Annotated in this window: 23 protein-coding genes; 15 read left to right on the top strand and 8 right to left on the bottom strand. The window is 65.0% G+C overall.

Annotated features, from left to right (window positions below; all coding sequences use genetic code 11):
* The first annotated feature begins 17 nt into the window (after positions 1-17).
* From AC1DSD_RS02790 to AC1DSD_RS02775, 4 genes are all read left to right on the top strand, one after another.
* Positions 18-530 carry an RNA-binding protein gene (locus tag AC1DSD_RS02790; protein ID WP_478028325.1) on the top strand — a complete coding sequence of 171 codons (513 nt, stop codon included), beginning with the start codon at positions 18-20 and terminating at the stop codon, positions 528-530.
* Positions 531-758: 228 nt separating this feature from the next.
* The gene (locus tag AC1DSD_RS02785; RefSeq protein WP_478028323.1) at positions 759-1712 is read left to right on the top strand and encodes an isopenicillin N synthase family dioxygenase; all 954 of its coding nucleotides are present in this window, start codon (positions 759-761) and stop codon (positions 1710-1712) included.
* A 40-nt stretch (positions 1713-1752) separates the two neighbouring features.
* Entirely contained in the window at positions 1753-2133 is a 381-nt protein-coding gene (locus AC1DSD_RS02780; RefSeq protein WP_478028321.1) for a hypothetical protein, read from the top strand.
* A gap of 81 nt (positions 2134-2214) precedes the next feature.
* The gene (locus AC1DSD_RS02775; protein WP_478028320.1) at positions 2215-3510 is read left to right on the top strand and encodes a homoserine dehydrogenase; all 1296 of its coding nucleotides are present in this window, start codon (positions 2215-2217) and stop codon (positions 3508-3510) included.
* Between the two features lie 22 nt (positions 3511-3532).
* On the opposite strand, the gene AC1DSD_RS02770 is transcribed toward AC1DSD_RS02775, so the two are convergent.
* From AC1DSD_RS02770 to AC1DSD_RS02750, 5 genes are all read right to left on the bottom strand, one after another.
* Entirely contained in the window at positions 3533-3988 is a 456-nt protein-coding gene (locus AC1DSD_RS02770) for a hypothetical protein (RefSeq protein ID WP_478028318.1), read from the bottom strand.
* A 41-nt stretch (positions 3989-4029) separates the two neighbouring features.
* Positions 4030-4353 carry a hypothetical protein gene (locus AC1DSD_RS02765; protein ID WP_478028316.1) on the bottom strand — a complete coding sequence of 108 codons (324 nt, stop codon included), beginning with the start codon at positions 4351-4353 and terminating at the stop codon, positions 4030-4032.
* Between the two features lie 91 nt (positions 4354-4444).
* Positions 4445-4789 carry a hypothetical protein gene (locus AC1DSD_RS02760; protein ID WP_478028315.1) on the bottom strand — a complete coding sequence of 115 codons (345 nt, stop codon included), beginning with the start codon at positions 4787-4789 and terminating at the stop codon, positions 4445-4447.
* 62 nt (positions 4790-4851) lie between these two features.
* Positions 4852-5283 carry a CoA-binding protein gene (locus AC1DSD_RS02755; protein ID WP_478028313.1) on the bottom strand — a complete coding sequence of 144 codons (432 nt, stop codon included), beginning with the start codon at positions 5281-5283 and terminating at the stop codon, positions 4852-4854.
* 23 nt (positions 5284-5306) lie between these two features.
* Positions 5307-6257 (bottom strand): Mrp/NBP35 family ATP-binding protein, encoded by a 951-nt coding sequence (locus AC1DSD_RS02750; RefSeq protein ID WP_478028311.1) that lies wholly within the window; start codon positions 6255-6257, stop codon positions 5307-5309.
* An 82-nt stretch (positions 6258-6339) separates the two neighbouring features.
* On the opposite strand from AC1DSD_RS02750, the gene hflK reads away from it, so the two are divergent.
* The 8 genes from hflK to AC1DSD_RS02710 all read left to right on the top strand — a co-directional run bounded on the left by hflK (position 6340) and on the right by AC1DSD_RS02710 (position 15128).
* On the top strand, positions 6340-7467 hold the full coding sequence (gene hflK / locus AC1DSD_RS02745) for a protease modulator HflK (protein WP_478028309.1): 1128 nt from the start codon (positions 6340-6342) through the stop codon (positions 7465-7467).
* A complete protein-coding gene (gene hflC, locus AC1DSD_RS02740) occupies positions 7467-8342 on the top strand; it encodes a protease modulator HflC (RefSeq protein ID WP_478028308.1) in 876 nt (291 codons plus the stop codon). The genes hflK and hflC overlap by 1 nt, the downstream gene beginning before the upstream one ends.
* Positions 8343-8479: 137 nt before the next feature.
* Complete coding sequence (locus AC1DSD_RS02735; RefSeq protein WP_478028306.1) at positions 8480-10018, top strand: Do family serine endopeptidase; 1539 nt, start codon at positions 8480-8482, stop codon at positions 10016-10018.
* A 128-nt stretch (positions 10019-10146) separates the two neighbouring features.
* Positions 10147-10794: an MOSC domain-containing protein gene (locus AC1DSD_RS02730; protein ID WP_478028304.1), complete on the top strand. Its 648-nt coding sequence runs from the start codon at positions 10147-10149 to the stop codon at positions 10792-10794.
* A gap of 54 nt (positions 10795-10848) precedes the next feature.
* A complete protein-coding gene (locus AC1DSD_RS02725) occupies positions 10849-12054 on the top strand; it encodes a M20 metallopeptidase family protein (RefSeq protein WP_478028303.1) in 1206 nt (401 codons plus the stop codon).
* On the top strand, positions 12051-12383 hold the full coding sequence (locus AC1DSD_RS02720; protein ID WP_478028302.1) for a hypothetical protein: 333 nt from the start codon (positions 12051-12053) through the stop codon (positions 12381-12383). The genes AC1DSD_RS02725 and AC1DSD_RS02720 overlap by 4 nt, the downstream gene beginning before the upstream one ends.
* A gap of 16 nt (positions 12384-12399) precedes the next feature.
* Positions 12400-13059 (top strand): GNAT family N-acetyltransferase, encoded by a 660-nt coding sequence (locus AC1DSD_RS02715; protein ID WP_478028300.1) that lies wholly within the window; start codon positions 12400-12402, stop codon positions 13057-13059.
* Between the two features lie 128 nt (positions 13060-13187).
* The gene (locus tag AC1DSD_RS02710; protein WP_478028298.1) at positions 13188-15128 is read left to right on the top strand and encodes an OPT family oligopeptide transporter; all 1941 of its coding nucleotides are present in this window, start codon (positions 13188-13190) and stop codon (positions 15126-15128) included.
* Between the two features lie 45 nt (positions 15129-15173).
* Here AC1DSD_RS02710 and AC1DSD_RS02705 read toward each other — a convergent pair whose 3' ends face one another.
* From AC1DSD_RS02705 to queF, 3 genes are all read right to left on the bottom strand, one after another.
* Positions 15174-16460 carry a glycoside hydrolase family 130 protein gene (locus AC1DSD_RS02705; protein WP_478028296.1) on the bottom strand — a complete coding sequence of 429 codons (1287 nt, stop codon included), beginning with the start codon at positions 16458-16460 and terminating at the stop codon, positions 15174-15176.
* 48 nt (positions 16461-16508) lie between these two features.
* Positions 16509-18776 (bottom strand): glycosyltransferase family 4 protein, encoded by a 2268-nt coding sequence (locus AC1DSD_RS02700; RefSeq protein ID WP_478028294.1) that lies wholly within the window; start codon positions 18774-18776, stop codon positions 16509-16511.
* Positions 18777-18912: 136 nt separating this feature from the next.
* Positions 18913-19359 (bottom strand): preQ(1) synthase, encoded by a 447-nt coding sequence (queF, locus tag AC1DSD_RS02695; RefSeq protein WP_478028292.1) that lies wholly within the window; start codon positions 19357-19359, stop codon positions 18913-18915.
* A gap of 190 nt (positions 19360-19549) precedes the next feature.
* On the opposite strand from queF, the gene sseA reads away from it, so the two are divergent.
* Genes sseA through AC1DSD_RS02680 form a run of 3 tightly spaced genes read left to right on the top strand, consistent with a single transcriptional unit; the run spans position 19550 to position 22911 of the window.
* Complete coding sequence (gene sseA, locus AC1DSD_RS02690; RefSeq protein WP_478029008.1) at positions 19550-20398, top strand: 3-mercaptopyruvate sulfurtransferase; 849 nt, start codon at positions 19550-19552, stop codon at positions 20396-20398.
* 51 nt (positions 20399-20449) lie between these two features.
* Complete coding sequence (gene metC, locus AC1DSD_RS02685; RefSeq protein WP_478028291.1) at positions 20450-21637, top strand: cystathionine beta-lyase; 1188 nt, start codon at positions 20450-20452, stop codon at positions 21635-21637.
* The gene (locus tag AC1DSD_RS02680) at positions 21634-22911 is read left to right on the top strand and encodes a mechanosensitive ion channel family protein (RefSeq protein WP_478028290.1); all 1278 of its coding nucleotides are present in this window, start codon (positions 21634-21636) and stop codon (positions 22909-22911) included. The genes metC and AC1DSD_RS02680 overlap by 4 nt, the downstream gene beginning before the upstream one ends.
* Positions 22912-23072 lie beyond the last annotated feature (161 nt).

Below are 23072 nucleotides of genomic sequence, written 5' to 3'. Positions count from 1 at the left end.
CACTATGGGAGCCCGCCATGCTTCGTTTGACACCTCTCGCCGCCGCCGCGTTGGCGCTCGCCGCCTGTGGCGACCATGACGGCAACAGCACCTCGATCAGCTTCAGCGGCAACAGTTCGGACGGCGCCGTGTCCGGCGGCATCGACAGTTCGGGCAACCTCAAGATCGACACCAACGGCTTCAAGGCCGATCTGAAGCTGCCCAAATTCTCGGTCGACGCGAGCAATTTCGAGATGAACGGGGTGCATCTCTATCCCGGCTCGACGATCAGCTCGATCAACGTCAATGGCGGCGACGACGGCAAGGACAATGGCAAGGATTCCGGCAAGGTCCGCGTCGCCTTCACTAGCCCGGCCAGTGCCGCGACGGTGCGCGACTGGCTCAAGAAACGGCTGGGCAAAGCGGGTTTCACCCTGTCCGCCGATGGTGCCGGCCTGACCGGCAAGACCGACGACGGCAAGCCGTTCGTGCTCAAGCTGAGCGACCAGGGCGCGACCAAGTCGAGCGGCACGATCGATATGGGTGGATGAACGCCAAGGCACGCGTCACCCCAGCGAAAGAGTATCGGATTGAGCATGCCCCGCATGCTCAAGGATCGTCCGGGGGACGATCCGACCCGATGCTGGTCTCATGCCGCAAGCGTACCTAAAGCCTCTTAAGACCCCAGCTTTCGCTGGGGTGACGGGCGGGCGGCAGGGGTGACGGATGAATGGCGAGGGTCTATCATCCCCGCTTTCGAGAATTCCGGACAATAGAAAATGCTAGACACCCCCTCTGCCCAGGTCCCCGCCCTCAGCCTCGCCGACGAAGCGCGCGATCCCGCCGCCTTTGCCGCCGCGTTCGGCGGGTCGTTCGAACGCTTCGGGTTCGCGATCGTCGCCGACCATGGCATCCCGCTGCCGCTAATCCAGCGCGCCTGGCGCCTGACCGAGGAATTCTTCGCGCTGCCCGAGGACGAAAAGCACGGCTATTACGACAAGGCCTGGGGCGGACAGCGCGGCTATACGCCGTTCAAGACCGAGATCGCCAAGGACGCCAAGCACGTCGATCTCAAGGAGTTCTGGCATGTCGGGCGTGACCTGCCCGAGGGTCATCCCGCCGCCGCGACGATGATGCCCAATGTCTGGCCGTCGCGTCCGGGCGATTTCCAGGAAGCGCTGACCGACCTGTGGAATGCCTTCGACCGCGCCGGTCTCCGTCTGCTCTCGGCGATTGCGCGGCATTTGAAATTATCGCCCGATTATTTCGAGACCGTGGTCGACCACGGCAATTCGATCCTGCGCCTGCTCCATTATCCGCCGATCCCGGCCGATGCCGAGGGCGTGSGCGCCGGCGCGCACGAGGACATCAACCTGATCACCTTGCTGCTCGGCGCCGAGGAAGCCGGGCTCGAACTGCTCGACCGCGACGGCAAGTGGCTGGCGATCCGCCCGCCCGAGGGCGCGATGGTGGTCAATGTCGGCGACATGCTGCAGCGGCTGACCAACAACGTCCTGCCGTCGACCACGCACCGCGTCGTCAATCCGCCGCCCGAACGCCGCGGTTTCTCGCGCTATTCGATGCCGTTCTTCCTCCATCCCAATCCGGAATTCCTGATCGAGACGCTGCCGAGCTGCATCAGCGCGGACAATCCGAACCGCTATCCGACGCCGATCACCTCGCACGATTATCTGCACGAACGGCTGGTCGAAATTGGCCTCGTGAAAGCCTGATCGTTTCGTGCTAAAGGCCTGCGCGTCACGGGAGGGAAATATGCGCCGCGCTGTTCTGACGAGCTGTATCCTGACGAGCGGGCTGTTGCTCGCCTCGATCGCTGCGGCGCGCCCTGGTGCGGATCTGTTCGCCGGCGAACGCGACGACGTCGCGCGCGTAGAGCGGACGGCGCCGAACCCGACCGGCCTGCTGCGCTTGTGGTCGACGGTGGGGCGTTGCGTGGTCCAGCGCGACCGTACCACCGCGCTGACCTTTGTCCGCGCGCCGCTCGGCTCCGATCTGTCGCTCGCCGCCGCGCGCCGGCTCGATCCGGTCTTCGCCGGGTGCCTGGCCGGATCGCGCGTACCCGGTCCGTCCAGCGTGGTGCTGCGCCGCGCCGCTTTGGCCAACGCGCTGGGCATCGCCGGAACCCGCATCTAGGGCGCTCACCACTTTTTCGACCGATCCGCTTCGCTGCGAACGCTTGCGGCGAGCGGCACAGTTCCTCTACGCGGGACAGCGATGACTTCGACTTCCCCGCTCCGCGTTGCGCTCGCAGGCCTTGGCACCGTCGGTGCCGGCGTGATCAAACTCCTCGACGTCAATGGCGAGCTCATCGCCCGGCGCGCGGGCCGGCCGATCGAGATCGTCGCGGTGTCCGCCCGGGATCGGGCCAAAGACCGCGGGGTCGATATCGAACGGTTCGACTGGGTCGACGACACCGCGGCGCTGGCGCATCGCGACGACGCCGATGTGGTGGTCGAGCTAATTGGCGGATCGGATGGCCCGGCACTGACGCTGGCGCGCGCCACGCTGGCCGGCGGCAAGGGACTCGTCACCGCCAACAAGGCGATGATGGCGCATCACGGCCTCGAACTCGCCGAAGCGGCCGAAGCAGCCAATGCCCCGCTCAAGTTCGAGGCAGCGGTGGCGGGCGGCGTTCCAGTCATCAAGGGCCTGCGCGAAGGCGCCGCGGCCAATGAGATCAGCCGGGTCTACGGCATCCTCAACGGCACCTGCAATTTCATCCTGACCAAGATGGAAGTCGAAGGGCGCGACTTCGCCGATGTCCTCGCCGAAGCGCAGGCGTTGGGGTTCGCGGAAGCCGATCCGAGCTTTGACATCGACGGCGTCGACGCGTCGCACAAGCTCTCGATCCTTGCCAGCCTGGCGTTCGGCACCCGCCCAGCTTTCGCCGACGTCGCGACCGGCGGGATCCGCCATGTCCTCGCCGCCGATATCGCCGAGGCCGCGACCCTGGGCTACCGCATCCGCCTGGTCGGGATCGCCGAAGCCGGGCCGAAGGGTTTGTTCCAGCGCGTCCATCCGCACCTCGTCCCGCTCAGCCACCCGCTTGCACATGTTTCCGGCGCGCTCAACGCGGTCGTCGCGGAAGGCAATTTCGTCGGCCGATTGCTGTTCCAGGGCGCCGGCGCGGGCGACGGGCCCACCGCATCGGCAGTAGTCGCCGACCTGATCGACATCGCCCGCGACGAATTCGGGCCACCTTATGCGATGCCCGCCGCCCAGCTCACAGCACTGCCTGCCGCCGATAGCGGCGAGCGCCGCGGCCGCGCCTATCTCCGCTTCATGGTCGCCGATCGTGTCGGGGTGCTGGCGGAAATCGCCGCGGCGATGCGCGACGCCGGTGTCTCGATCGAAAGCCTGATGCAACGCGGCGTCAGCGCCGATGGCAGCGTGCTCGTCGCGATCGTCACGCATGAAGGGCCCGAACGCGCGGTGGCCCAGGCGCTCGAAAAGCTGCGCGGGTCGCAAAGCCTGGCCGGCGAGCCGCTCTGGATGCACATCCTCGGCTGATCCCTCGCGGGAACCTTCTCCCTCAGGGCAGCAGCTTCCCCTCGGTCGACGGCGGCGTGTCGTCGAGCGGGATCGCGACGCGGCCGGTCTTGTCGGGCTTTTTCGCGAACGCCTTTTTGGCGAGGTCTGCGGCACCCTTGATCATCGGCACGAGCGGCGGTCCGAATCCGACGACGCAGCTTCGGCTGATCGGACAGGGCGTACCCTGTGCGGCAAGCGCACCGGTGCCGCTCTTATAGGGATTGGACGGCACCGGTCCGTCAGGGGGTATCTCTTCGGGATAGGGCAATGTTTGCGACGGCAGCGGATTGCCGCACACGACGATGTCTTTGCCATCGACGTGACGCACGCACGGCTCGCTGGCGACCGGAACCAGGATCGAGAACCGCTCGGGCGTATCGGCGGTGGGAGTTTGAGGCGGTGCGGCTGCGGGCGCCACGGCAGCCTGCAGCGCCAAAGACAATAATAATCCGGGCATAGAGACCCCTCCTGCGAGCAATGTACCGCTCGAACCCGGCGTCAATGCGGCATGAAACTCGTTCGCAACGTATCGACCGGATCCTGGTCCGATCGCAGCAAGGTCCGACGCTTGCTGAGGCAACGCATCGCACCAATCACGTCGCATTTGCGGCCGTCATCGGCGAGCGCGCGATCCTTGAGCGACTGCGTGTCCTCACTCGACGCTGGCAGTCGATAGCGATCGGCGCATACGCCCACGCATCGCGCCGGCGGCGGCGGTGGCTTCAGCGTGAAATTCAGCTTCAACGGCGGGTTGTGCGCCGTAGCGCCCAACATGACGAACAATAACGGCGTGAGCATCGGACCGACCCCTGTCTCGAGCACCCTGAAACGCCAACACATGAGGCCATAAGACGTTCCGCAGCGCCAGAGGATGCGCCCGGATCGGCCAGTTTTTCACCGCAATTCGGCGCATTTACGGGGCGATCGGTCGCTCGCCCATCAACGACACGCCGGATCGCGTGCTGACCGATACCCCGGCCGCGCCGCAACCGACGAGAAAGGTCGACTTTTCCTGGCAATTATTGGTCCTGGCGAGCATCCGCTCGCGCTCGGCCGGCACGCCTTCATGCCTGGGGTCATTGGGATCGATCACCGTCAACGGCGCGCGATAGCGATCAGCCTCGCGCCGCCCACAAATGACGATATCGTCGGGCTGGTTGTCATGGCAGTCGATCGTCGCGCGCATTGCGGCGCGGTAACGCTCCATCGCCGTATCGAGCTGCGGGGCCGCCTGCATCATCACCAGCCACCACAGCATGATCCGACTCCGCCGATGCTACGTACGACTCCGTAATGACCCGCGATTGCGGCGGTTTCGCGTCAGGCGGCGATGCGCGGCACGCCCAGCCGCGGGATGTCGATCGCCGGACAGCGATCCATCACCACCTTCAGCCCCGCCGCCTCGGCCCGCGCCGCAGCCTCTTCGTTGATGACGCCCAACTGCATCCATACCGCTTTGGCGCCCGAGGCGATCGCTTCGTCGACTGCCTCGCCAGCCGCCTGCGGCCGGCGGAAGATGTCGACGATGTCGATCGGCACGCCGATCTGGGCGAGGTCGTGGAAAACGTACTCGCCATGAACATGCTCGCCGGTGATCTGCGGATTGACCGGGATCACACGATAGCCGTGCCGCTGCAGCATCGCCATCACGCCATAGCTCGGGCGATCGGGCCGGTCCGACGCGCCAACCATCGCGATCGTGCGGGCGTTGGTCAGGAGGTCGCGGATATCCTGGTCAGCGCTGAGCGGCATGTCCGTCTCCCAAATCCATTCGGCTAACGACCGGCGGAAAGCCAGTCGTTCACTTTCCCGGCTATCTCTCCGAACGCTGCGCCTTCTGGCCCGTTCCCGGCAGCCGGCGGTGTGCCCGCGTCTGAGGCGATCCGGATCGCCATCTCGAGCGGCACGCGCCCGAGGAACGGAACACCCATCTCCGCCGCCGCGGCCTCCGCGCCGCCCTGTCCGAACGGATCGGAATATTCGCCGCAATGCGGACAGCGATAGCCCGCCATATTCTCGATCACGCCGATCACCGGCACGCCGGCCTTGCCAAACAGATCGGCGGCGCGGCGCGCATCGATCAGCGCCAGATCCTGCGGCGTCGAGACGATCACCACGCCCGCCGGCTTGTATTTCTGGATCATCGTCAGCTGCACGTCGCCCGTACCTGGCGGCATGTCGACCACAAGGGTGTCGGCGGCGCCCCAATCGCCCTCGATCAATTGCCCCAGCGCACTGGCTGCCATCGGACCGCGCCAGGCAATGGCCTGACCCGGCGCGACCAACTGGCCCATCGACAGGATCGGCACGCCGAATGCGGTCGGCACCGGGATCATGGTCTTCTCACGCGCCTGGGGCTTGATCCCCTCGACCCCCATCAGGGTCGGTTGCGAGGGTCCATAGATATCGGCATCGACCAGCCCGACCTTGCGTCCGGCCCTGGCCAGCGCGATCGCCAGATTGGCGGCGACAGTCGATTTGCCGACTCCGCCCTTGCCGCTGGCCACGGCGATCAGCTTGCGGCCGACACGCTCGCTGGTCATCGCGATGCGCACCTCGCGCGCCTCGGGACCGGCCACGGCAGCGGCATGCACCGCCGCCTCTAGCGCCTCGCGCGCCTCCGATTCCAACCCGGTAACGTCGAGAATCACGCTCGCGCGATCGCCATCCAGCCTCACTGTCGCGCGGTCGCCCGCCACTTCTGCGACGCGTGCCGCCAACCCCATCTTTTCGTCCATGCGCGCCAGATAGGGCCGTAACCGCCGCTTGCCACTGTTTTTCCGCGCAGCGGCACCTATAAAGACGAATATGACGATTGCCTTGCCGTGGCGGCGCCGCCTTTCCGAAACCATGTCCGACAAGCCGAAAAGCCCCTGGGGAGGTGGTGGCGGCGGCGATTCCGATGGCGGGAGCGGCGACGGCAATGGCGGCGGCGACGCCGGCCCGCGCAATCCCTGGGCGCAGGCGCCGGGATCGCGCGCTCGCGGCCCACGCGCGGCCAGCGGCATCGAAGATTTGCTGAAGCGCGCCCGTGGCGGCGGCGGCGGTGGCGGCGGTAATTTCCGCCTTCCCGGCGGCGGCAATGGGCGATCCTTGTGGCTGGCGGGCGTCGGCCTGCTGGTCGTGTTGTGGATCGCGTTCACCAGCTTGCACGTGATCGGGCCGCAGGAGCGCGGCGTGGTGACCTATTTCGGCCGCTATTCGGGCACGATCGGCCCGGGCTATAACTGGACGCTGCCGGCGCCGATCGCCTCGGTCAGGACGATCAACGTCATGGGCATCCAGACCTTCCAATTCCCCGACAGCGACAATGGCGGCGGCGGACCCAATCTGGTGCTGACCCGCGACGGCAATCTGGTCGACCTCAGCTATTCGGTGCAGTGGAACATCATCGACCCGCAGAAATATGTGTTCGAGCTCGACAAGCCCGATGATGCGGTCAAGGCGACCGCGGAAACCGCGGTGCGCGCGGCGATCGCCAATGCGACGCTCGACGAAGTGCTGGGCGCCGGCAAGCTGTCGATCCAGACCCAGGTCGCGCTCACCATGCAACAGATCCTCGACGATTATCAGTCGGGCATCCGTATCGTGAACGTCGCGCTCAACAATGCCGCCGCGCCGGCGCAAGTGAACGACGCGTTCAAGAACGTCACCGCCGCGCAGAACGAGCGGCAATCGAACGTCACCCAGGCGCGCGGCTATGCGCTACAGGTGGTGGCGATCGCCCAGGGCCAGGCCGCGGCGTTCAACAGCGTTTATGAGCAATACAAGGTCGCGCCCGAAGTGACGCGCCGCCGCATGTATTACGAGACGATGGAAGCCATTCTGTCCAAGAACGACAAGACGATCATCGAGCCGCGCAACATCGCGCCGTTCCTGCCAGTGCCTGGGAATATCAGGAAATTGCCCGATGCCCCGCAAGCGGAGGCACGCTGATGACTTGGTTGCGTAACCCGATCACGCTCGGCGTCGTCGCCTTGCTCGCGGTGATCCTGCTCGCCAGCACGGTCGCGATCGTTCCAGAAACCAAGCAGGTCGTCGTCGTCCAGTTCGAAAATCCGATCGGCACGGTCAATCGCTGGAAGCCCGGCGAGGCGCTGGGTCAGACTGGCGCGGGACTGATGGCGCGCATTCCGCTGGTCGATCGCCTGATCTGGATCGACAAGCGCGTGCTCGACCTCGATCTCGACAACCAGCCGGTGCTGTCGACCGACCAGCAACGGCTCGAGGTGGACGCGTTCGCGCGCTTCCGGATCGTCGATCCGCTGCGTTTGGTGCAGTCGATGGGCCTGACCTCGGGCACCGAGGATCGTGTCCGCGCCCAGCTGACGCCGTTGTTCGCCTCGGCTTTGCGCTCCGAACTCGGCAAGGTCGACTTCAACGCGCTGCTGAGTCCCGAACGCGGCCAGTTGATGGACAATATCCAGATCGCGCTGCAGCGTTACGCACGCAATTACGGCGTTCAGATCATCGACGTTCGCATCAAACACGCCGATTATCCGGAAGGATCGCCGCTGCAATCGGCGCTCGACCGGATGAAGAACACGCGCGAACAACAGGCGCAAACGATCCGTTCGGAAGGTCAGCGCGATGCGGCGATCATCCGTGCCCAGGCCGATGCGCAGGCAGCGAAGATCTACGCCGAAGCGTTCAACAAGGATCCTGCTTTCTACGACTTCTATCGGGCGATGCAGTCCTATCGAGTCACGTTCGGGCCCGATTCCAACGGCAAGCTGCCGCCGGGATCGACCAACCTGATCCTGACGCCCGACAATTCGTACCTGAAGGAATTCGAAGGCAACGGGAAATGACGCGCTGAACCGATCGCGACGTGGCGGGTTTGACCAATCACGTTCCTTGCAGTTCGTTCATATTCAATCGCCGTTCAGGCTCCGGTGGGCAAGAACAGTCCAACTGGGGCATATCGAGACGAAGAGGATTAACCCAAGTGCGCTACGCCTACGCCATTACTACCGCCCTGCTGCTGGGGGGCGCCGCGACGACGGTTCTGTCGCCTTCCTATGCGCAGAACGCGCAGAACGAGCCAGGCACCATCGCCGCCGCCGCGCCCAAGGCCGGCGCGCCGATGAGCTTCGCCGACATGGTCGCCAAGCTGCAGCCAGCCGTGGTCAATATCTCCACCAAGCAGAAGGTGCAGGTCTCGTCGGGCGGCAATCCGTTCGGTGACCTGTTCGGGGGCCTGCTCGGCCAGCAGGGCCAGGATGACGGCCAGCCGATCACGCGCGAGGGGCAGAGCCTGGGGTCGGGCTTCATCGTTTCGCCCGACGGCTATATCGTCACCAACGCGCACGTCATCACCGCCGCGGCCAAGGGCAAGATCGAATCGATCACCGTCACCTTGTTCAACCGCAAGGAATATGTGGCGAAAGTGATCGGCAGCGACACCGCCTCCGACCTCGCGGTGCTCAAGGTCGACGCGACCAACCTGCCTTATGTGAAGTTCGGCGATTCGACCAAGGCGCGGGTCGGCGACTGGGTGATCGCGATCGGCGAGCCGTTCGGCCTGGGCGGCACCGTTACCGCCGGCATCGTCTCGGCGCTCAACCGCGTCACTGGCCAGGGCGGCGCCTATGACCGCTTCATCCAGACCGATGCGGCGATCAACAAGGGCAATTCGGGCGGCCCGATGTTCGACCTCAACGGCAACGTGATCGGCATCAACTCGCAAATCTATTCGCCGTCGGAAGGATCGGTCGGCATCGGCTTCGCCATCCCCGCCGCCTCGGCCAAGCCGATCATCGACACGATGATCAAGGGCGGCAAGGTGCAGCGCGGTTATCTCGGCATCGGCCGCCAGCCGATCGACGAGGACATCGCCGGCACGCTCGGCCTGCCCAAGGATCGCGGCGAGCTGGTCAACCGCGTCGAGCCGGGCGGGCCCGGAGAGAAAGCGGGGCTGAAACAGGGCGACGTGATCGTCGCGGTCAATGGCCAGGAAGTGAATCCCGAACAGACGCTTCCTTATCTGGTCGCGAACGTCGCGCCGGGTGGCGCCGCCAAGCTGAGCGTCATCCGCGACGGCAAACCAATGACGGTCACCGCGATCGTCGGCAACCGCCCGAGCGAAGAAGAACTCGCCAATTCGATCACCGGCGGCAATGACGGCGACGATGATGGCGACGGCACGCCCGGCAACGGTGCGCCCGAACTCCATGCCGGCGTCAATCTGCTCGGCGTGCAGGTGACCGCGCTCACCCCGCAGATTGCCAATACGCTCGGCGTCAATCCGGGCCAGGTCAGCGGCGTGGTCGTCACCGGGGTCGACATGTCGAGCGACGCGGCGGCCAAGGGCCTGCAGCGCGGCGACATCATCTCGTCGATCAATCGGGTGCCGGTGCGCACACCAACCGAATTTGACGCGCAGATCCGCGCGGCGAAGACGGCGGGCAAGACGACATTGCTCCTCTACATGACCCGCGCGCGCCAGGGCAGCCAGTATATCGCGATCAAGCTCAAGGGGAGCTGATCGATCGCCTCGAAGCTTGGCAGCCCCGGGGCTTGCCAGTTAAAACTCCCTCGTCCCCAGCCGGGACGAGGGAGTTTTTGCATGGGCGACATGAGCATGATCTTTATCGGCGCGGACGACCACGGCCGGTGACGGTGCGCATCGCCTCGATTCAGGTTGGACGAATCGCGCCGCTCGGTCCCGACCGCGTGGCGAGCGCGTTCATCAAGAGCGCGGTATCGGGCCCGATCAAGGCGGGAGCGCTCGGGCTTGATGGCGACGATCAGGCCGATCTGTCGGTCCATGGCGGCCCCGAGAAGGCGGTCTACGCTTATGCGTCCACGCGCTACCCCGATTGGGCGGTCGCCTTTCCCGACCTCGCGCCGCGCTTCGTCGCCGGTGCGATGGGGGAGAATCTGACCATTGACGGCATGGACGAGAACGATCTCTGCGTCGGCGACGTTCATGCGATCGGCGGAGCGCTGTTGCAGGTCTGCCAGCCACGCCAACCCTGTTTCAAACTCGCGCTGGCGCTCGGCGAGCCAAGGCTAGGCAGGCATATGGTGAGAACCGGGCATTCGGGCTGGTATTATCGCGTCCTGCGCGAAGGATCGATCGCGCCGGGCGACGAGATCGTGCTCGCCGAGCGACCCAATCCCGGCTTCGGGTTTCCGCGGCTGGTGACGATCGTCAATCGCGGCGGCGCGACCGCGCCCGAATTGCAAGACCTCGCGGTGATGCCCGGGCTCGCCAGCAATATCGGCCGCCGCGTACGCGAGGCGTTGGCTGCTGCATGATGCCTCTGCCGATGAATTGGTCTAGCGTGCGATCGAGACTCGAGGACGATAGCGATGAATGACTTCTCCACCGACTGGATCGCCGCCGGCGAGGCAGAACTCGCCGACGTGGTGGCACTGCGACGCGCAATCCATGCCGATCCCGAAATCGGCAACCAATGTCCGCGCACCACTGCCAAGCTGCGCGCCGCGCTCGACGGATTGCCGCTCGAAATCCACGAATCGACCTCGACCACCGGCTTCATCGCCATCCTGCGCGGCGGCGGCGACAATGGCCGCACCGTGTTGCTGCGCGGCGATATGGACGCGCTGCCGATGCCCGAGGAGACCGGGCTCGATTTCGCCAGCCAGGTGCCCAATGCGATGCACGCCTGCGGCCATGACAGCCATTGCTCGATGCTGGTCGGCGCCGCACGCGCCCTCTCCGCGCGCAAGGACAGCCTGCCCGGCACCGTCGTCTTCATGTTCCAGCCGGGCGAGGAAGGCCATCACGGTGCGCGCTTCATGATCGAGGACGGGCTGCTCGACATCGAGCGCCCCGACAGCGCCTTCGCGCTCCACATCTATCCCAACGCCCGCGCCGGTGCGATCCAGACGCGCCCGGGTGCCCTGCTCGCCTCGACCGACGCCCTTAATTTCACCATTCGCGGTGCCGGCGGCCACGCCGCCATGCCGCACGATGCGATGGACCCGATCCCGGTCGCGGCCGAGATCGTGACCGCTTTGTCAGTGTTCATCGCGCGCCAGATTCCGGCGACCGACCCCGCCGTCCTGTCGATCACCAAGATCGAGTCTGGCAGCGCCTACAACATCATCCCCGACGAAGTGCAGATGATCGGCACCTTGCGCACGCTCAGCCAGAAAACGCGCGAAAAAGCGCGCGAAGGCCTGAAGCGGATCGCCGAGAATATCGCCATCGCGCATGGCTGCACCGCCGATGTGCGGATCGACGACGGCTATCCGGTGACGATGTGCGATCCGCGCGCGGTGTCGCTGCTCAAGCAGATTTCCGAGGATCTCGAGCCCGGCCAGTGGCAGCCGATGCCCGCGCCGATCATGGGCGGCGAGGATTTCAGCTATGTCTTGCGCGAAGTGCCTGGCGCGATGGCCTTCATCGGCGTTGCGCTCGAGGGTTCCGAGCCGGCCAAGAATCCGCCGCTTCACAATACCAAGATGACGATCGAGGAATCGGTCATGGCCAAGGGCATCGCGATGCATTGCGCCTATGCCGAACGCTTCCTCGAGAACGGGTTCGATTGACTGCGCCGCGCGAATTGAGCGCGGCCGAATTCGCCGCGTGCTTCGACGAGCCGATGCTCGACGTCACCGACGACGAGGATTCCGATCTCGACATCGACATCTGGCCTTATGTCGATGCGCTCGACCCCAAGTCGCTCGGCGTGGAGAGTTTCGACGATGTCGATCGCGTCTATCAGGACGCGCGCGGCCGCTATGACCAGATCATCATCGAGACCGACCGGCCCGACATCTTCCTGGTCGTGGTGGTCGATATCGAGGCGAGATCGATCCATGGCCATCGCCTGCTCGACCTCAACGTCGAATATGGCCTGATCCCCAAGACCGACTGAAGGTCCGTACTGAGCGATGCTCGTTGCCGATCCCGACCTGATCGCCCGCTGGGCGGATGCCTGGGCGATTTCGCGCGGCGCGGCGATGCCGGTGGCGCGCCACGGCGGTCTCTATATCCATGTCGATCAGCCCGACCAGATCGGCCGCTACATCTTCGCGCAGCTCGACGCCGATGCAATCCGTCCGCTTGCCGCGAGCATCGGCCGTTCGTTGCTTTACCTCAAGATCTGCGCGCCGGCCGACGCTGTCCGCCCGCTATTGCCCCATGACTGGGAGATCGCCACGCCCGGCTATATGATGACCGCACCTTTGTCGGTCATGCTCGACCGGCCGCCAGCCTTTCCCGCGGAATTCAAATTACGCATCACATGCAGCGACTCCATTACGTTTGCGCATATCTTAGGCGCTGCCGGTGAAGAAGCCGCGCGCGGCCGAATCGTAGCGGTCGATGACCTGATCGTATTCGACCGCATCCGCACCGCCGATCACTATCAGCGCCGCGGCCTGGGCAGCGCGATCATGCGCGCGCTGGCGGCCGAGGCACGGCAATCGGGCATTAAAGACGCGATGCTCTGCGCGACGCCGGCCGGCCGCGAGCTCTACACATCGCTCGGCTGGTCGTTGCACAGCGACTACACCACGGCCTCGCTACCGGCGCAGAATCTTCTGTCCTAAAGCCGCAATAATGTGCCACGTTCCGGACAGACAACCGGGGCGATTTTCCGTTCAGCGCGGCGACACACAGTCCAACGCACAACGGTCATGCCGCCCCGGCACCTTGAACACTAAACCGGGTTTTGCGCATGACCACCGCCACCACCCGCCCGATCGCCGAGCTTACCATTCGCGGCGTGATCCTGGGCGGCATCATCACCATCCTGTTCACAGCGGCCAACGTCTATCTCGGGCTGAAGGTCGGGCTGACCTTCGCCACGTCGATCCCCGCGGCGGTGATCTCGATGGCGATCCTGCGGATGCTGCCGGGCAGCAATATCGTCGAGAACAACATCGTCCAGACGATCGCGTCGGCGGCAGGGACTTTATCGGCGATCATCTTCGTGCTGCCCGGGCTGATCCTGGTCGGCTGGTGGCAAGGCTTTCCCTATTGGACGACGGTCGCGGTGTGTGCGACCGGCGGCATCATGGGGGTGATGTTCTCGGTCCCCTTGCGGCGCGCGCTGGTGACCGGGTCCGACCTGCCCTATCCCGAAGGGGTCGCGGCGGCCGAGGTGCTCAAGGTCGGCACCAGCACCGATGGCGGTGAGGAGAACGCCAAGGGGCTGCGGATCATCGTGATCGCTTCGCTGATTTCGGCGGGGTTCCAGTTGCTCGCGACGCTCAAGGTAGTTGCCGCGGACGCCGCCAAGAACTTTCGCATCGGCCCGAGCGTCAGCGGCGTTTCGACCAGTTTCTCGATGGCGTTGATCGGCGTCGGCCATCTGGTCGGGTTGTCGGTCGGCGCGGCGATGTTCTTCGGCATGCTGATCGCCTGGGTCGGGCTGGTGCCGTGGCTCAGCGCGCATGTTCCCGGCGCGACCGACGCTATCGTCACCGACATCTTCCGCAACAAGGTCCGCTTCGTCGGCGCCGGCACGATCGGCGTCGCGGCGATCTGGACCTTGTTCAAGATCCTGGGCCCGATCATCGGCGGCATTCGCTCGGCAATGGCGGCGGCGAGAGCGCGCGGTCAGGGCGAACTGCTCGAATTGACCGAGCGCGACCTGCCGATCTCGATCGTCGGCGGCACGATCCTGCTGATGCTGCCGCTGATCGCCGTCCTGCTGTGGGAGTTCTCCGCCGGCGGCCCGATCCGCGAACATGCGGTTGCCGTGATCGGCGGCACCGTGATCTACATCGCCCTCGTCGCGGTCGTGATCGCATCGGTGTGCGGCTATATGGCCGGCCTGATCGGCGCGTCGAACAGTCCCGTGTCGGGCGTCGGCATCCTTGCCGCGGTCGGCGCGTCGCTGCTCCTGCTCGCCTTTTTCGGGCACCAGACCGATCCGCACCGTGCCAGCGCGCTGATCGCTTATGCCCTGTTCACCACCGGTATCGTCTTTTCGGTGGCGACGATCTCCAACGACAACCTTCAGGACCTAAAGACCGGGCAGCTGGTCGGCGCGACGCCGTGGAAGCAACAGGTCGCCTTGGTGTTCGGAGTGATCTTCGGCTCATTGGTCATCCCGATCGTGCTCGATCTGCTCAAGAACACGTTCGGCTTCGTCGGCATGCCCGGCGCTGGTCCCAACGCGCTGCAGGCCCCCCAGGCATCGCTGATCGCGGCGCTGGCGCAAGGCATTCTCGGCTCGGGCATCGACTGGTGGCTGATCGGGACGGGCGCATTGATCGGTGTGATCGTGATCGCGATCGACGAGACGCTCGGCAAGATGGGCAAGATGCGCTTGCCGCCGCTCGGCGTCGGCATGGGCATCTACCTGCCGATGGCGCTGACCCTGCTGATCCCGGTCGGCGCGCTGATCGGGCATTTCTACGATCGCTGGGCGCAGCGCACCGCCAATCCCGATTTCGCCGAGCGGATGGGCACGCTGGCGGCGACCGGCCTGATCGTCGGCGAAAGCCTGTGGGGCGTCGGCTTCGCGTTCTTCGTCGCGGCGCGCGGCGGCGAGATCCCGGCCGGGATCATGGGCGTGAGCTATGCCCAATGGGCCGAGCTCGCCGCCTTGCTGGTCTTCTTCGGATCGATCGCCTGGCTCTACAGCCGCACGAAAAACATGGTGCGCTGATCGGCGATTTCCCCTCCCGTTAGCGGGAGGGGAAATGGCATCACGTCACACCAGCGTCGCGACCAGCGCCTTGATCGGCACGAAGGCGAACGCGACCGAGCTGTCAGCCACGCCGTACGGCAGGAACAAGCTGTCGCCATGGCGGATCGCGCCGCACGAATAGACGACGTTGGGCACGTACCCCTCGCGGTCCTGATCCTTGGCGGCCAGGATCGGTTCGATAGTGCGCCCGATCACCTTCGACGGATCGTCCTTGTCGAGCAGCACTGCGCCGACCGAATATTTACGCATCGCGCCGACGCCATGGGTCAGCAACAGCCAGCCCTCGTCGAGCTCGATCGGCGGGCCGCAATTGCCGATCTGGACCAGTTCCCACGGATAACGCGGCTCGAGCAGGCGCGCGCCTTCCTCCCAATGCGTCAGCCGATCCGAATCGAGCAGGAAGAGATTCTCGCCATCCTGTCGTCCGATCGCCAGGTACCGACCGCCGACTTTGCGCGGGAACAGAGCTATGCCCTTGTTGCGCGCCGCGGGTCCGGTCATCGGCACCAGGTCGAAGGCGCGGAAGTCGCGGGTGCGCAACAGCTCCGACTGGATCTGCGATCCGTTATAGGCCGTATAGGTGCCGAGCCATTCGACTTCGCCATCGTCGTGGCGGAACTGGACCAGGCGGAGGTCCTCCAGCCCCTTCGATTGCGCGTCGGTGATCGGGAAAATCACCGTGCCCGACAAAGTCGAATCGCGATGACGGTGGACCGTCACCGGTCCGGACGGCACATGCTCCTCGTCGCTGCCATGGACGTCCGCCGCCGTCGCGAAGGGCGGTTCGGGGGCGAGCTTGAGCTGGTTGTCGGAGGTGATGATGCCTTCGCGGAAGGCAACCGACGAAATGTGCCCCTCACCCACCGAGCGCAGCGACATCAGGATGCGCATCGATCCCTTGGGCATGCCGGTCTGGTCGAAATGCGGCACCGCGCTGGGGTTCATCAGCGCCGCCGCGGCGTAGGAATATTCGTGGCAGAAATACGCGCCGATCAGCTGGCGTTTCTCGTCGCCTATGTCGCGCCCGTCGAGCCCGAGCAAATCCTCGATCTCGTCATAGCGCGTCATGAACACGCGGCGCGTCTGCCAGTGACGCGCCTCGAAATCCTTGAGCACGACCTCAAGCTCGTCGCGCGTTTCCTGCGCCGACATCGCCAGAACCGCCCGGACCAACCGATCGGTCCGGCTGGTCCCGCCGCCAACGGGGGACCAGCCGATGTGGAATGGACGAACGACGACTCGCGACGGGTCGGCGTGCAGCCTGAGGCTGTGATGAAATATGTCGAGCAACGGCCATCCCGCTTGCAACCTTGATCCAAGCGGCGCCGCGTGTCGTTGCTACGCGACGGCGCGACCCGTCCCTGCCACGGTTCCGGCTGCCTTTCCAAGTGCGGAAATCGCGCAAGAGGCCAATTGCAGTGCTAAAATCGACTCGGCGCCCTGATTCCGGTTCAAACCGCCCGGCATCAGGCCGTCGAAACAGCCGCCGTCCTGCACCGTCGCCAGCGGCAGGTCGAGGTCGTTCTGCCCCAGATACCAGCGATACGCCCGGTTCGCCTCTTCGACCCAGCGCACGTCGCCGGTCGCCTTGAACGCCGCTGCGCACGCATCGATCGTCGCTTGCGCTTCGAGCGGTTGCTGATCGAACGGCAACGGCCCTTCATAAGGCCGCCCGAAACTCTCGGTGCCGACGGCGCGGAACCGGCCTTCGGGGCTGGTCTGCTGGGCCACGATCCAGTCGAGTGCACGCAAGCCAGTTTCGATCAGGTCCTGGCGCTCGAGTGCCATGCCCGCGCGGATCATCGCTTCGGGCAAGCGAGCGTTGTCGTAGGCAAGAACGATCTCGAACCATTCCCATTCGGGCCGGCGCGTTTCCTGGAGCAGATCGGCCAGATCGGCGGAGAAGCGTTCCAGGATCGTGCGCGACCGCGCATGACCGGGATGCGCGCTCAGCATCGCCGCGGCGCCCAGCATGGCGAATGCCTGCGATCGCGGGCTGCTCAGATCGAACGCGATCCCCGCCGTCTCGTCGAACAGACGCGCCGCCCAATCGCGGTGCTTGGCGAGCGTCGCCCGCTTGGCAGTGACACCCAGCGCCCAGATCGTACGGCCGTTCGAATCTTCCGACCCCGCGTCCTCGCACCAGGTGCGATCGAAGTTCATGAAATTGCGGAAACGCCTTTTGTCGGGGTTCCACGCATATTGAATGAACGCTGCGTAGGTCGTCATCCATTTGTCGCGGCTGTCCTCGTCGAGATCGTCGATCGCGGTCATCAGCATCAGCGCTCGGACGTTGTCGTCGATACAATAGCCGTGGCGAAAGTCCGGCACCGAAAGGACGGCGTGCTGGAACATGCCGGTCGCGTCGCTCATCCGTTCGACGGCGGCGATGCTCGGCTTGAGCGGGGTCAGCGGCTTGGCGCTCCTGATCCGTCGCGGTGCCGCTGCGACGATCGCGTCGATCCCGGCCATGCCGGCCTCGACAAGGCGCGGCCAGATCATCGTACGACCGCGAGCATAAGCGCGCCGCATCAGTTCGGCGCGCGCCGCATCGTCGGCCAGCAGCCGCGAAATCTCGCGTGCAAAGCCCTCGACATCGCCGAAATCGACGATCACGCCATGGCCGTCGGCCAGGATTTCGGTCGCGTGGATATAGGGCGTCGACACCACTGCCTTGCCCACGCCGACCGCGTAGGACAGGGTTCCCGACGTGATCTGCGCGGGGTTGGTATAGGGCGTAACGTAGAGGTCGGTCGCCTGGAGATAGTCGAGCAATTCGTCATGCTCGAGAAAGCCGTCGATGAACCGGACATGGTCGGCGACGCCCTTTTCGGCGGCAAGCGCCTTCAGCCGGTCACGATAGGCCTCGCCTTGCTGCGCGACCAAATTGGGATGCGTGGCGCCCAATACGACGTACAGCGCATCGGGCTTGGCTGCTACCACCTCGGGCATGGCGGAGATCACGCTTTCGATCCCCTTGTTCGGCGCCAGCAGACCGAAGGTCAGCAACACCTTGCGCCCTTCCCAGCCGAAACGCGATTTCATGGTGTCGGGATCGACCAGCGGACGATCAGGCACGCCGTGCGGGATCATCATGATCGTCCGCGGATCGGCGCCATAGACGCGCATCAAAATGTCGCGGCCGATATCGGCCATGACGACGACCCGTGCGGCGCGCTTGAGCAAGCCGTCCATCACCCGACGCTGATCGTCATTAGGGATTTCCAGGATCGTGTGCAGCGTCACGATCACGGGAATGGTCAGCCGGTCGAGCAACGCGAGCAGATGCTCGCCCGCCGGCCCGCCAAAGATGCCATATTCGTGTTGGATCCAAACCGCCTGAGCACCGCTCGCTTCGATCGCGCGCGCGGCGCTCAGATAGGCCAGGCGATCTTCCTGCGCGATCGAGCCGGTGACTTCCGGCGGATAATCGTACCCTTCTGGGCGGTCGTCCATCGCATAGACGTCGACCTTGATGTCGGGGAAGCGGTCCTGGAGCGCCAGATACGTATCGGTAGTATATGTCGCAATGCCGCATTGCCTCGGCAGGAAATTGCCAATCAGCGCGACGTGTTTGGTACGGGGCAGAAGAGGCGAAGTCGCCATTGTGACCCTTTCACAAGTAATTTCCGGGCATTGTTGCCCGACTCACACCTCCCTGAACGGATTGAAAGGAATATGGTTGCGTTCATGTTGCATTGCAACAAAGGATTCGCGTTGACCTGTGTTAAACCCGGGTAGGTCAGCCCCGTCCACGATACGTCGGCACACCTTGATCGGGCAGCCACAGACCATCCGGTACCGGTCCCGATTGCCAGAACACGTCGATCGGGATCCCGCCGCGCGGATACCAATAGCCGCCGATCCGCAGCCATTGCGGCTTCATCTCGGCGGTCAGCCGTTCGCCGATTCCGACCGTGCAATCCTCATGGAACGCGGCATGGTTGCGGAACGAGCTCAGGAACAGTTTGAGCGACTTCGATTCGACGATGGTTTCCGCCGGCACGTAATCGATCACCAGATGCGCGAAATCGGGCTGGCCGGTCACCGGGCAGAGCGAGGTGAATTCGGGCGCGGTGAAGCGGACCAGATAGGGTCGGCCCTGGCGCGGATTGGGGACGTAATCGAGCACCGCCTCTTCGGGCGATGCGGGCAGGCTGCTCGCCTGGCCAAGATGCTTTGGGTTCATGGCGGAGGATATAGGAGGCTGTGCCCGGCGCGTCACCCCGCGCGCCGCGGACGCCGGCGCGAGGTCCGCGCGATAATGAATTCATCCTTTCCTCCACCTCGACGGCGTCACCGGTCCGCGCTAACATCATCACGCCGTCCCTTTCCTCCCCGGGCGAGTTGGTGTTGATCGACAGTAAGAGGAGACGATGATGGACGCGCTGGTGACCACCGAATGGCTGGCCAACGAATTGGGAGCGAACGACCTTCGCGTGGTCGACGCAACCTATTTCGGTTCGGTGCCGGGCAGCCCGGACGGCGATCCCGCGGCCGCGTTCGAAAAGGCGCATATTCCGGGCGCGGCGTTCTTCGATATCGCGGAGATCGCCGATCTCAACAGCCCGCTGCCGACGATGCTGCCCCCGCCCGAGAAATTCGCCAGCCGCATGCAATCGCTCGGGCTCGGCGACGGCAGCCGCATCGTGCTGTACGACAATTCGCATTACCACACCTCGGCACGCGCCTGGTGGATGTTGCGCGTGTTCGGCGCGCACGACGTCGCGATCCTCGACGGCGGCTTCGCCAAATGGCAGGCGGAGGGGCGCCCGGTCGAAAGCGGCAAACCGCAGCATCGCCACCGCCACTTCACCGTCTGGGCCGATGACAGCCAGGTCCGAACGCTCGATCAGATGAAGGCCAATGTCGACAGCGGCGCGGAGCAGGTGCTCGACGCGCGCTCAGATCCGCGTTTCACCGGCGAGGAACCCGATCCGCGCCCGGCGACCCATGCCGGCCACATCCCGGGCTCGAAGAACCTGCCATACAAACAACTGCTCAACGATGACGGCACGTGGAAGACCGGCGACGCGCTCAAGGCGGAGTTCGAGCGCGCCGGGGTCGACCTGTCGAAGCCGCTGGTCACGACCTGCGGTTCGGGCATCACCGCTGCGGTGTTGCTGTTCGGCGCCCACCTGCTCGGCAATGACGGTGCGCTGTACGACGGCAGTTGGTCCGAATGGGGAGCAGATATGTCGACCCCCAAGGCGATGGGTGCCGCCTAGGATCGGCACTCGATTCTTGTCCGCGCGTGCTTCCCGGCCTAGCACGGGCGGATGGCCGGTAATGAGAACGACAAGCCCCCTACCCGCGTGGTGACCGCAGGGCGGCGCAGGGAATGGACGCAGGGGATCGTCAATCCGCCAGTGTGGCGCGCATCGACGATCCTCTACGATTCGGTCGAGCATCTGCGCGAGACCGGGCGCGGCGATACGCGTCATCGACTCTATTACGGCAGGCGCGGGACGCCGACGCAATGGGCGCTGGCGGACGCGCTGACCGAACTCGAGCCCGGCGCCGAGGATACCTTCCTCTATTGCTCGGGCGTTGCCGCCGTCACGGCCGCGTTGCTGTCGGTGCTCGACCCGGGCGACGAATTGCTGCTGGTCGATTCGGCTTATGACCCGACGACCAATTTCGCCGCCGGCTTCCTCAAGCGGATGGGCATCACGACGCGGCATTACGATCCGCTGATCGGTGCCGGCATCGCCGAACTGTTCACCGACAAGACCAAGGCGATCCTGCTCGAAAGCCCGGGCAGCCTGACCTTCGAGGTGCAGGATATCCCGGCGATCGTCGTCGCGGCCAAGGCACGGGGCATCGTCACGATCCTCGACAATACCTGGGCGACTCCCTTGCTCTTTCCGGCGATCGAAAAGGGGATCGACCTGACGGTGCTCGCTTGCACCAAATATGTCGTCGGCCATTCCGACGTGATGCTGGGATCGGTGACCGCGGCGCCAGGCTATTTCGCCAAGCTGCGCAATCTGAGCTATCAATTGGGCCAGGTCGCCAGCCCCGACGATTGCTGGCTGGGATCGCGCGGGCTGCGCACCATGGCCGTGCGGTTGAAGCAGCACGAGGCGGGCGCGATCGAGATCGCGCGCTGGCTGGCGCAGCGGCCGGAGGTTGCCACCGTACTCCACCCCGCCTTGCCGAGCTGCCCGGGACACGAATTCTTCATCCGCGACTTCAAGGGATCGTCCGGGCTGTTCGCCTTCGCGCTCAAAGGAGGCACCGAAGCCAGCCGCGCGGCTTTCATCGACGCGCTGCGATTGTTCGGCATCGGCTTCAGCTGGGGTGGCTTCGAAAGCCTGGCGGTCACCGCCGATCCCCGCCGTGCCCTTGGCGTGCCCGATCATGGCGGGGCGCTGGTCCGCCTCCATATCGGGATCGAGGACCCAGCCGACCTGATCGCCGACCTCGATCAGGCGTTCGCGGCGTTCCGCGCGGCGCAGGAATGAACGACGCGATCGCCTGGTTGAGCGCGCAGGGACTGGCGGTCCCGCGCGGCAGCGAGGCGACCGAATTGGCGATCGTCTTCGGTTTGATCGTCGCGGCGCTCGCGCTCGGCGTATTTGCGGGTCGCTGGCTCGGCCCGCCGATCGAGGCGCTGTGGCGACGCCAACTCGGCCATCATGCCGAGGGGATCGGCCCGCGCGTGCCCTCGGTAGTCCGGCATGGTGCCGCGGCACTGCTGCTCTCGATCCTGCAAGCGGCTGGACAATGGCCGCCGCTCGCGGCCGGGCTGATCGGCTTTTTCCTGGGCGCCGCGGTGGCGCGGATGGCGGCGCAAATCCTGCGCGGCCTCAACCTCGCGCGCTGGATGGCGTGGAGCGTCGCGCTCGTCCTGTTCGTCGCGATCTTCAGCCATTCGATCGGCGGGCTTGCACCGGTCAACAATACACTCGATTCCATCGGCTTCGATCTCGGCTCTTGGCGCTTTTCGTTGCTGCGGGTGATCATCGTACTGGTGACCGTGATCTGCCTGCTCGCGGCGATCCGCCTGGTCAACCGGCTGGTCGGTCACGCTATCGTCAGCACCAGCAGCTTCGACCCGACGCAGAAATTGCTCGCGCAAAAGCTGGCCGGGATCGCAACGATCACGCTCGCCTTCTTCATCGGCATCGACTTGCTCGACATCAGCCTGACCAGCCTGACGGTGTTCTCCGGCGCGCTCGGCCTGGCTGTGGGGTTCGGCCTCCAGAAAACGGTCGGCAACCTGATCGCCGGCATCATCCTGTTGCTCGATCGCTCGATCAAGCCGGGCGACGTCATCGTCGTCGCCGACAAGGATGTCGGCTGGGTCAACAAGATCGGCGTGCGCGCGGTCAGCATCATCACGCGCGACGGCAAGGAGCATTTGATCCCGAACGAGGATCTGATGACCAAGCCGGTCGAGAATTGGTCCTATACCGACCGTAACGTGCGCGTCCGCATCCCGGTGACGGTCGCCTATGATTGCGATCTGCCGCTCGCGCAGGAACTGATGCTGCGCGCGACGGCGGAAAGTCCGCGCGTGCTCGATATGCCCAAGTCCAACGTCTGGCTGACCAAATTCGGCGAAATCGGCATCGAGCATGATATACTGGTCTGGATCAATGATCCCGAAAGCGGCGTTGGCAGTATCCGCTCCGACGTGCTGAACCGGCTCTGGCTGCTGTTCCGCGACCATGGCATCGTCATCCCCTATCCACGCCGCGACGTTCATCTTGTCGGCACAGCTGCGCCCGACTGATCTCCTGAAGTGTTGCATCGGCGCAACATCGTTACGCTCATAGGGGTTATTGAGGTCGAATAGTGTTGTGCACCGCAGCGAAAATCGGCACTCTGCCTGCGTGTACCCGGCTCAACGGCCCGATCGGCATTCGCCGATACAGAGGCTGGACCGGTACCGCA

This window comes from Sphingomonas sp. P4_D12 (genome assembly GCF_056401895.1).
Note: the sequence above shows the minus strand (reverse complement) of the source record. Positions and strands in the feature narration are given on the sequence as shown.